The 8,590-nt window shown below is 70.1% G+C and carries 12 protein-coding genes; 2 read left to right on the plus strand and 10 right to left on the minus strand.

Going from position 1 to position 8,590, the window contains the following annotated elements; genetic code table 11:
* The coding region (locus tag AC1DOC_RS09390) for a response regulator (RefSeq protein ID WP_478129709.1) at positions 1-185 on the plus strand (185 nt) is incomplete at its 5' end.
* Positions 186-204: 19 nt separating this feature from the next.
* Here the strand turns inward: AC1DOC_RS09390 and AC1DOC_RS09395 are convergent.
* Positions 205-564 (minus strand): hypothetical protein, encoded by a 360-nt coding sequence (locus AC1DOC_RS09395; protein ID WP_012747903.1) that lies wholly within the window; start codon positions 562-564, stop codon positions 205-207.
* 120 nt (positions 565-684) lie between these two features.
* Entirely contained in the window at positions 685-1,632 is a 948-nt protein-coding gene (locus AC1DOC_RS09400; RefSeq protein ID WP_012747902.1) for an adenylate/guanylate cyclase domain-containing protein, read from the minus strand.
* Positions 1,633-1,904: 272 nt separating this feature from the next.
* On the opposite strand from AC1DOC_RS09400, the gene AC1DOC_RS09405 reads away from it, so the two are divergent.
* The gene (locus tag AC1DOC_RS09405; protein WP_012747901.1) at positions 1,905-2,141 is read left to right on the plus strand and encodes a hypothetical protein; all 237 of its coding nucleotides are present in this window, start codon (positions 1,905-1,907) and stop codon (positions 2,139-2,141) included.
* A gap of 22 nt (positions 2,142-2,163) precedes the next feature.
* Here the strand turns inward: AC1DOC_RS09405 and AC1DOC_RS09410 are convergent, their stop codons facing one another.
* The 8 genes from AC1DOC_RS09410 to AC1DOC_RS09445 form a co-directional block, all read right to left on the minus strand.
* Positions 2,164-3,129, minus strand: coding sequence for an LD-carboxypeptidase (locus AC1DOC_RS09410; RefSeq protein WP_012747900.1), 966 nt, complete (start codon positions 3,127-3,129; stop codon positions 2,164-2,166).
* Positions 3,126-4,235 (minus strand): tRNA adenosine(34) deaminase TadA, encoded by a 1,110-nt coding sequence (gene tadA, locus AC1DOC_RS09415; RefSeq protein WP_012747899.1) that lies wholly within the window; start codon positions 4,233-4,235, stop codon positions 3,126-3,128. Before tadA ends, AC1DOC_RS09410 begins: the two co-directional genes overlap by 4 nt.
* The gene (locus AC1DOC_RS09420) at positions 4,225-4,428 is read right to left on the minus strand and encodes a hypothetical protein (protein WP_478129710.1); all 204 of its coding nucleotides are present in this window, start codon (positions 4,426-4,428) and stop codon (positions 4,225-4,227) included. Before AC1DOC_RS09420 ends, tadA begins: the two co-directional genes overlap by 11 nt.
* 1 nt (position 4,429) lies before the next feature.
* The gene (locus AC1DOC_RS09425) at positions 4,430-5,074 is read right to left on the minus strand and encodes an FMN-binding negative transcriptional regulator (RefSeq protein ID WP_012747897.1); all 645 of its coding nucleotides are present in this window, start codon (positions 5,072-5,074) and stop codon (positions 4,430-4,432) included.
* A 45-nt stretch (positions 5,075-5,119) separates the two neighbouring features.
* Complete coding sequence (locus AC1DOC_RS09430; RefSeq protein ID WP_012747896.1) at positions 5,120-5,818, minus strand: ankyrin repeat domain-containing protein; 699 nt, start codon at positions 5,816-5,818, stop codon at positions 5,120-5,122.
* Positions 5,818-6,321 (minus strand): GlcG/HbpS family heme-binding protein, encoded by a 504-nt coding sequence (locus tag AC1DOC_RS09435; protein WP_018904980.1) that lies wholly within the window; start codon positions 6,319-6,321, stop codon positions 5,818-5,820. Before AC1DOC_RS09435 ends, AC1DOC_RS09430 begins: the two co-directional genes overlap by 1 nt.
* Before the next feature lie 137 nt (positions 6,322-6,458).
* A complete protein-coding gene (locus tag AC1DOC_RS09440) occupies positions 6,459-7,100 on the minus strand; it encodes a response regulator transcription factor (protein WP_012747894.1) in 642 nt (213 codons plus the stop codon).
* Positions 7,097-8,590: sensor histidine kinase (locus AC1DOC_RS09445; RefSeq protein WP_478129711.1), on the minus strand; the 1,494-nt coding region annotated here is incomplete at its 5' end. The genes AC1DOC_RS09440 and AC1DOC_RS09445, both read right to left, overlap by 4 nt.

Raw genomic sequence — 8,590 nt, forward strand, 5'->3', positions numbered from 1 at the left:
CCGAGGTGGCGCGGCGGCTGCGTTCGGCCGCCGCGGACCGCGGCCCCCGGCTGCTGGTCGCCATTTCGGGCTTTTCGGAGGAAGAAGCGGCCGGCGGCGCCGCAGCGCAGAACCTGTTCGACCACCATCTTCAGAAGCCCATCGACATGGGCGAACTGTCCGCCATCCTGTCCAAGCCGCGCTGAGCGGGGTCTTGGCGGGCCGTCAGTCCCGGTCTTCGTATTCCCGGTCGTTGTCCCATTCGTCGCCGTTCGGCGGGCGATACGGGTAGCCCGGCCCGTAGTAGATCCGTCCGGGCGGCGGCGCATAGACGGGTGCGGGACGGTAATACACGGGCGGCGGCGGACGGTAATAGACCGGCGGGGCCGGCGCGTAGTAGATCGGCGCCGGATAGTAGGCAGGCGGCGGAGGCGCGTAGTACGGCGCCGGATAGCCGCCCGCCCCGATCTGTACCGACCAGCTTCCGCGCGCGCTGGCCGCGCCCGCGGCGAGCAGCGCACTGGCCGCCATCGCGCCAAGGGCCATCCATTTGAAGACGGAAGAACGCTTGTTTTCGAGTTTCACTGCAGCTCCCTTGAGAAGGTGCCGACGGCCAGCACCGATGTTGCAACGCCCGAGGCCCTGCGCGAGTGCACCTGCCGCCTTGCCGGATCGTTGCCAAACGTCACTGCCCGGCGTGTGCGCTCAGCCCGTGATTTCGCGGCGCGAAAGCTGAACCTCGGCGCCGGTGGTGTTGAAGGCGATGGTCGGCGCGGTGAAATCGCTCAGCGGCGCGCCCAGGCCGATTTCGCCGCGTCCGTGCAGCACGCATTCCTCGCGCCTGAGCGCCACTTCCTGGCTCGGTCCGCCGTTGCCATGAAACCGGACCCAGGTGCCGTAGGTGCTCAGGTCGGTCAGCACGCAGCTGCCATGCCGCAGCTCGATGCGCGCATGCAGCCGGGAGACCCGCGGATCGTTGACCACGAACTGCGCATCGCTCACGCGCCCGAGGTGGATCGGCAGCTCTTCGGTGCGGAAGGTGGACCGCACGTCCAGCCACGCCAGTTCGATCTGCCCCAGCGATGAATCGGGCAGCCGCAGCGGCGTCAGCGCGGCCGGCAGCGTGAGGAACGAGGTCATCTCCTCCTGCCAGTCGATGCGGTGGACGGCCGACATCTCGCTGCGCCCGCGAATGGTGATGAGCCCCAGGTCGCGGTGCCGCACAGCCGTCTCGCCCAACTGCGCAATGGTTGCATCGGTGGCCCAGATCTGGCCCGGCCCCGCCAGGTCGCTCAGGCGCGACGCCAGGTTGACCGCATCGCCGAAGCAGTCGCCCTCGACCTCGACCACCTCGCCGCTTGCCACGCCGATCTGCAGCGCCATGCGCAGCGGCACGGGCCAGGTCATGAGGCGCTTCTGGTGATAGCGCTGCAGTTCGATCACGGCCTGCATGGCGGTGGCCGCGTTCGAAAAAAGGGCGAACACGCCATCGCCGAGCGACTTCACGACCCTGCCGCCGTGTGCCTGGCAGACGCCGCCGATCCATTGGGTCAGCCGCGTCACCGTGTCGGTGGCGCGCGCATTTCCCATGGCTTCGAAAACCCTGGAGCTTCCGGTGAGGTCTGCGAATACGACTGTGGAATTGACGTCCATGCTGTGACAGCGGCCTGCTTATATTGCTTTTGTACTCAAATCACTACAGAGGCTTTAAGTGCAACGTAAAGTGTGTTGTTTACAAACAAGAAACAGTGTTTCAGAACTTGTGAATCGGCCGTCCGAGGCTTAAGGTAGCGACCGTCCCGGCTCCCGGCAATACGCCTTTAGTCCACATGCTGCCTCTTCGTCGTTTTTTCCGCCTTCTCGGAATTCCCGGTATCGGGGCTCCCCGGGTAGGAGAGAACCAGCTGGGACGCATCCGGGCCGCCATGCTGTCGGTGCTGCAGGCGCACGGCGGGCACTCGGTCCAGCGCGTGGCGCAGCGCGTGCGCTTTGCGTCCGACGTGGAAGCGCTCTGGTACCTGCGCCAGGACGTGATGGTTGCCCTGAGTGCCATCGACGGCGAAGCCGCTGCCCGCCGCCAGATGAAAGCCATCAACAGCATGTTCAAGGGCGGCCTGCCCGGCTCGATGGGCCCGCGCGCCCATCAGCGCTTCACCCACTGAAGGATAGCGCGGCGCCGCGCGTTCAATGCGCATGGCCGTGGCTGTGGTCATGGTCATGGTCGTGGCCGCCATGCCGGTGGCCCCACACCATGAAGACGTCGCGCCCTTCGGCCGCCAGTTCGACCTTCGCGCCCACAGGCAGCAGCACCTTGGTCGGCACGTGACCGAAAGGCAAGCCCGTGAGCACGGGCACCTTGAGCGTGGCGCGCAGCCGGTCGACCACCGCATCGAAGCCGAAGCCGCGGTCGTAGCCCGGCACCTTGCGCATGCCCGTGAACTGGCCGAAGACGATGGCGCGCTGCCTGGCCAGCACGCCGGCCATGCGCAGCTGGTCGAGCATGCGCTCGATGCGGTAGGGATGCTCGTTGGTGTCTTCGATGAACAGCACGCCCTTCTCCACTACCGGGAAATAGGGCGTTCCGAGCAGGCTCGCGAGCACGCACAGGTTGCCGCCCCACAAGGTGGCGTCGTGCACGGGCTTCACCTTGAGGCCGGCATCGCGCACCGGCATGCGCCAGCCGGTGCCTTCGCCCTGCCCGCTCGCCAGGTCGTCGAAGCAGGCTTCCATGATGTCGTCCGCGCCGCCTTCGGCACCGAAGTCTTCGCCGACCGCGGGGCCGGCCCAGGTCACGGCGCCGGTCTTGGCGAAGAGTGCGCACTGCAGCGCGGTGAAATCGCTGAGGCCGACGAATTCGGTGCCGCGCCCGATCGCCTTGGCCACGGCCTTGTACGGAATCGCGTCGAGGATGCGCGTGAGCCCGTAGCCGCCGCGTGCGATCAGCGCTATGTCGGCGCCGCTCGCGGCAGCGCGGCCGATGGCAGCGAGGCGCGTCGCGTCGTCGCCCGCAAAGCGCTGGTGCACGGCCAGCGCGGCTTCGTCGATTTCGACCTCGTAGCCCAGGGCCTTGAGTCTTGCCACGCCGCGCCGGAAGGCGGCCTTGTCGCGAATCGCGCTGGAGGGGGAATAGATGTAGATGTGTTTGCTCACGGCGTCGAGTATCCCATTGCGTTGCGCACCGCCTGGGCGAGCAGCGCAGCCTGTTGCGCATTCGGGCCGGACGACGACGCGATGGGGCCGAGCGCACGCAGCGCGGCCTGGTAGCCGCGGTCGGGGAACGGCGCGCGCCATGCATCGCTCACCGGCTCGCCGCCTTCGGGCGCGAGCAGCACGGCTGCAAACAGGCCGCCCTTTTCGGCATGCAGCCGCGTGGCCAGGCCGGTGGCCGCGGCGCTGTGCACCAGCACCATCGGCGGTGGCTGCAGGCGGTCGAGCCATTCGTCCAGGACCTGGCAGTGCCATTCGATGCGGTGCGCCGCCTCGCGCTTGGGCTTGTCGCTCTTGCCGAAGCCGATCAGGTCGGGCACCAGCGTGCGCAGCCCGGGTGCGCCGACGAGGCGGCGAAAGAAGTAGCCCCATTCGCCCGGACCATGAAGGCAGAGGCACGCGGCGGCCGAGCCGTCTTGCGGCCCTTCGTCGAGGTAGTGCATGCGCCAGCCCTGCAGGCTGGGAAGGTCGTGGACGTAGCGCGGTTCGAAGGCGTAGCCGGCGAGCGCATCGAAGCGCTCGGGCGGTGTGCGCAGCGCATCGTCGCGCAGGGGCTGGGCCTGCTCGCGCGCCGCATCGCGGCGCAGCTGGAAGAAGCCTTGCAGCAGTGCGCTGCACTCCGCGGCCAGCACGCCGCCCTGCACCTGGGTGCGATGGTTGAGCCGGGGTTCGGCAAAGAGGTCGAGCACCGAGCCGGCCGCGCCGGTCTTGGGGTCGGCCGCACCGAACACCACGCGCGCGAGCCGCGCATGCAGCATGGCGCCCGCGCACATGGCGCAGGGCTCGAGCGTGACGAACAGCTCGCAGCCGTCGAGCCGGTAGTTGCCGAGCGCGGCGGCGCCGGCGCGCAGTGCGTTGATCTCGGCATGGGCGCTCGGGTCGTGCTGCGCGACCGGCGTGTTGCGCCCGCTGGCCACGAACTGCCCGTTCCTGACCAGCACCGCGCCGACCGGCACCTCGCCCGCCTCGGCCGCCAGGCGCGCCTCGGCCAGCGCGAGCGCCATCCAGTGCGCATCGTCCATGGGCTTGGCAGCGGGCTCAGTTGTCATCCGGCATCTTGCGCGCCTGCGCCGCGGCGTCGAGCGCTTCCTTGACCTGCATTTGCACCTGCTGGACCTGCGTGCGGGGATCGGCGGGCGCCTCGCCGGATGCGGGCGCGRCCATGCTGGTGAGCTGCTTCTTCGCCACCACCCCGGCGATCACGAGTGCCAGCAGCAGGCCGACCAGTCCGAACATGCGCATCTCAGCTTCCTTCCGCCACCGGTGCCTCGGCCGTCATGCCCAGGCGTTCCATCCACACGGCCAGCGCCTTCTCGTCGGGCGTGCCGGCGCTGTAGACGGCATGCATCGCAGCGTGCGATTCGCGCCGGTGCTGGTTCAGCTTGACCTTGCATTGCAGTGCGCTCACGCGCAGCTCGAACCCGACGATGCCGGCCAGCATCTTGAGCTGGAACTCCTCGCCCAGGTCGCGCCATTGCTGCGCATAGCCGGGCTCGTGCTCGCCGATGAGCTTCTTGAGCAGCGCGTCCTTGGCCACGGGCTCCTCGATCAGCCGGGCCTCGACCGTGCAGTGCACCACCAGGTAGTTCCAGGTCGGCACGCGCGCGAGGTCCGGATAGACCGAGGGCGACAGGTAGGCATGCGGACCGAGAAAGGTGGCCACCGCCTGCGGCCGCGCCTGCAGATGGCGCCAGTGCGGATTGGGCTTGGCGCAGTGGCCCAGCAGCACCAGCTGGCCGCCCTCCTGCTGCTCGGCCACCAGCGGCAGGTGCGTGACGTAAGGCAGGCCCTCGTCGTCGCTCGAGATCAGGCTGGCGAAGGGATGTGCACGCATCAGCTCCAGCGCGATGGCCGGGTCCTTGGCGTTGAATTGCGGCGGCATGTACATGGGGCAATTTCCTCGTGGTGAGGCTCCGATTGTCCCCGAGCCGTCCTATCTTGCGCGCGGCGCTTCCAGCAGCTTCACCATGGCCGTGTAGCCGCGGGCCCGCGCCAGCTGCAGCGGCGTGTTGCCCTGCCGGTCGGCCAGCGCAAGGCTGGCGCCGGCGTCGACCAGCGCGGCCAGCGTGCGCTGGTGGCGCGGGCCGCCGTCGCCCAGCACGATCGATTCGATCACCGCGGTCCAATGCAGGTTGTTGACGTGGTCGAGCGGCGCGCCGGCCGCGATCAGCTGGCGCACCACTTCGTCATGGCCCAGGTGCGCCGCGGCAATGAGCGCGGTGCCGTCGTAGCGGCTGGTCACCTGCCCGGCCTTCGCGCCGAGCGACAGCAGCAGCGCAAGCGTCGCGGCATCGTCGGCCACCGCGGCGATGGTGACGGCGTCGTAGCGGTCGTCGTCGAGCAGGTCGAGGTTCGCGCCGGCCTTGGCAAGCAGCTTCACCGCCTCGCGCTGCCGTGCATGGGTGGCGACGTGCAAGGGCGTGCGGCCCCGCGCATCGCGCGCATCCAGATTGGCGCCCGAGGCGATCAAGCCCTTCAGCTTGACCAGGTCGCCCTGCCAGGCCGCCCGGTGCAGTCCTTCATAGGCCAGCAGCTCGGCAGCCTGCGGCGGCACCTGGGCCGACACGCCGGCCGATGCGCCCAGTCCAAGCGCAACCGCCAGCAGCCCGGACCCGATGCCGTGCTTCATCATCAGCCCAGCTGGCCCTTGACCTTCTCGATGGCCGCGTTGGCGCACTGGTCGTCCAGGTGGCCGCCCGGCGCACCGCCGACGCCCACGGCGCCGATCACTTCGTTGCCCGACTTCACCGGCACGCCGCCGCCCAGCAGCAGGAAGCCCGGCAGGTACACCAGGTTGGCGGCGCCGGGGTTCTTCTGCGCGCCTTCCATCATGGCCTGCGTCGCGCTCTTGGCCGATGCCGAGGTCCATGCCTTGCGCTCGCTCGAAGCCAGCGTGTGCGGGCCGGCGTTGTCGGCGCGCTGCACGGCGCGCACGGTGCCGGCGCGGTCGACCACGGTGACGGCCACGTTGTAGCCGTTGGCGGCGCAGGCGGCCACGGCTTCGGCCGCGATCTGGTTGGCCAGCGCGAGCGAGATGTTCTTCTCGGTGCGCACCGCGGGTGCAGGCGTCTGGGCCTGGGCGGCCGATGCGGCAAGCAGGATGGCGAGAGCGCCGAGGCGAAGGTTGGAACGCATTTTTCGTTTTCTCCAGTGGATGCAGGGTGATGGCACCGGCTGTCTGCCGGCGGCTGCGCCACTGTAGGAAACACCGTCCGCCAAGGCCATTCGTACGGCTACGCCCGGTGCTCCGTAGTTCTACGGAGCGCCCGCTTTCAGTCTTGCCCCGCGACCAGCACCGCGTAGCGCCGGATCAACTGCGCGAGCGAATCGCAGTCGAGCTTGGCGAACAGGTTGGCGCGGTGCGTCTCGACCGTTCGCGGCGACAGCGCGAGCGTGCGCGCGATCTCCTTGTTGGTGAGGCCCTGCACGATGAAGGCAAGCACTTCGCGCTCGCGCTCCGACAGCTGCGCCACGCGCTCGCGCGCCGCGTTGTCGGCCTGCGAGCGTTCGCGCGAGCGCACATGCTGGCGCACCGCCTGCTGCAGGGCCTCGAGCAACTGCTCGTCGTCCACCGGTTTCTCCAGGAACTCGGCCGCGCCGGCCTTGAAGGCGCGGCGGCACATCTCGACCGTGCCGTGGCCGGTGAGCATGATCACCGGCTGGTCGACGCCCTGCGCCATGAGCCGGTCGAGCACCGTGAGGCCGCTGATGCCGGGCATGCGCACGTCGAGCACGATGGCGCCGACGCTCGCGCGGTCGAAGCCGTCGATGAAGGCCTGCGGATCGGCCCAGCCCTGCACCCGCAGGCCGACCGTGCCGATCAGGAGCGACAGGCTGTCGCGCACCGCCTGGTCGTCGTCGATGAGGTGGATCAGCGGCGATTGCGGCTGGTGGGTGCCAGAGGCGGTGTTCATGCCATGCGCTCCGTGGACGCCGCCACCAACGGCAGCAGCAGCGTGAAGCGCGCGCCGCGCGGCGCCGCATTGGCCGCGGAGAGGCTGCCGCCCATGCCGCTCGCCAGCGTTTCGCTGAGGCTCAGGCCAAGGCCCAGGCCGCCCTCGCGCGTGCTGAAGAAAGGCTCGAAGAGGCGCGGCATGGCCTCGGGTGCAATGCCGCGTCCGTTGTCGGTCACGGTCAGCACGCCCTCCTGCCCATTGCGGCCGACCGAAACGGAAAGGCGGCGTTCGGACGCGGGCACGAGGTCGAGCGCCTGCAAGGCGTTCATCAGCAGGTTGTGCACGATCTGCTCGAGCGCCACCGCCTCGGCCTGCACGCGCACCGGTGCCTGCGCGGAGGCGTCGAACTGCGCCGCCACGCCGCGCTGCGCGAACTCGGGTGCCAGCAGGTGCATGGCGCTGCGCACCACCTCCTGCAGCACCAGCGGCTTCACGTCGCCGCCGGCTTCAGGGCGTTCGATGACGCGGCGCAGCCGGCCGACCACGCCGGCCGCGCGGCGCGCCTGCTCCACGGCCTGGCCCATGGCATTGCGCGCCGTCGCCAGGTCGGGCGGATCTTCGTCGAGCAGCCGGCGCGCGGCCTGCGCATTGGCCAGCACGGCCGTGAGCGGCTGGTTCAGTTCGTGCGCCAGCCCTGCCGAAAGCTCGCCCAGGGCATTGAGCCGCGCCACCTGGCCGAGACGCAGCAGCTCCTCGGCCCGGCGCCGCGCGATGCGCTGGCGCTGCGCGGTCCACAGGCCGGCCAGCAGCAGCGCCGCCGCCACGCCCCAGCCGGCGATGCCGCGCCACGGCAGTTCACCCCAGCCCACATGGCGCTCGGCCACCAGGTCGAAAGGCTGGCTCGGCGAGGCCAGGGGCTTGGTGAGGCTGAAGCGCCAGCCGCCCGCGTCCGATTGCGCCGTCCGCCCCGGCTGCAGCACGAACTGCTGCGCGCCGCGCTGCAGGCTCACGCGCACCGGGCTTTGCTTCGGGTCCATCGGCCAGTCGCGCCACGGCACCGAGCCGGCCAGGTCGATCTCGAGCGCGTAGCTGACGGGCGTCGCGCCCATCACGAGCTCGTAGCGGCCCTGCGCGAGGTCCAGCCCCGCCAGTTCGGCGCGGCGCTCGCTGCGCGAGCGCGCTTCCGCAGCGGCCAAGGTGCCGGCCTGCTTCTCGTCGGGCCAGGCCTGGTCGCGTTCGCGCCGCTGCACGCGCAGGATCGACGGATAGACCGATGGCAGGCGCTGCTCCGGGCGGTCCGCGCCGTCGCCGGGTTCGAGCAGCGCGAGCGTGGCCAGCACCGCGTCGTACTGCACCACCTGCTGGCTCATGAGCCGGTGCGCGATGCGCGCGTCGGTCTCGAAATCCTGCTGCAGCTGCGCGAGTTCGGCGCGCGCGAGCCACACCGCGCCCACGGCCGTGAGGGCCAGCCATGCCAGCCACCAGCCACCCTGCGTGCGCAACCACTG

The organism is Variovorax sp. 01T439_2 (assembly GCF_056398445.1).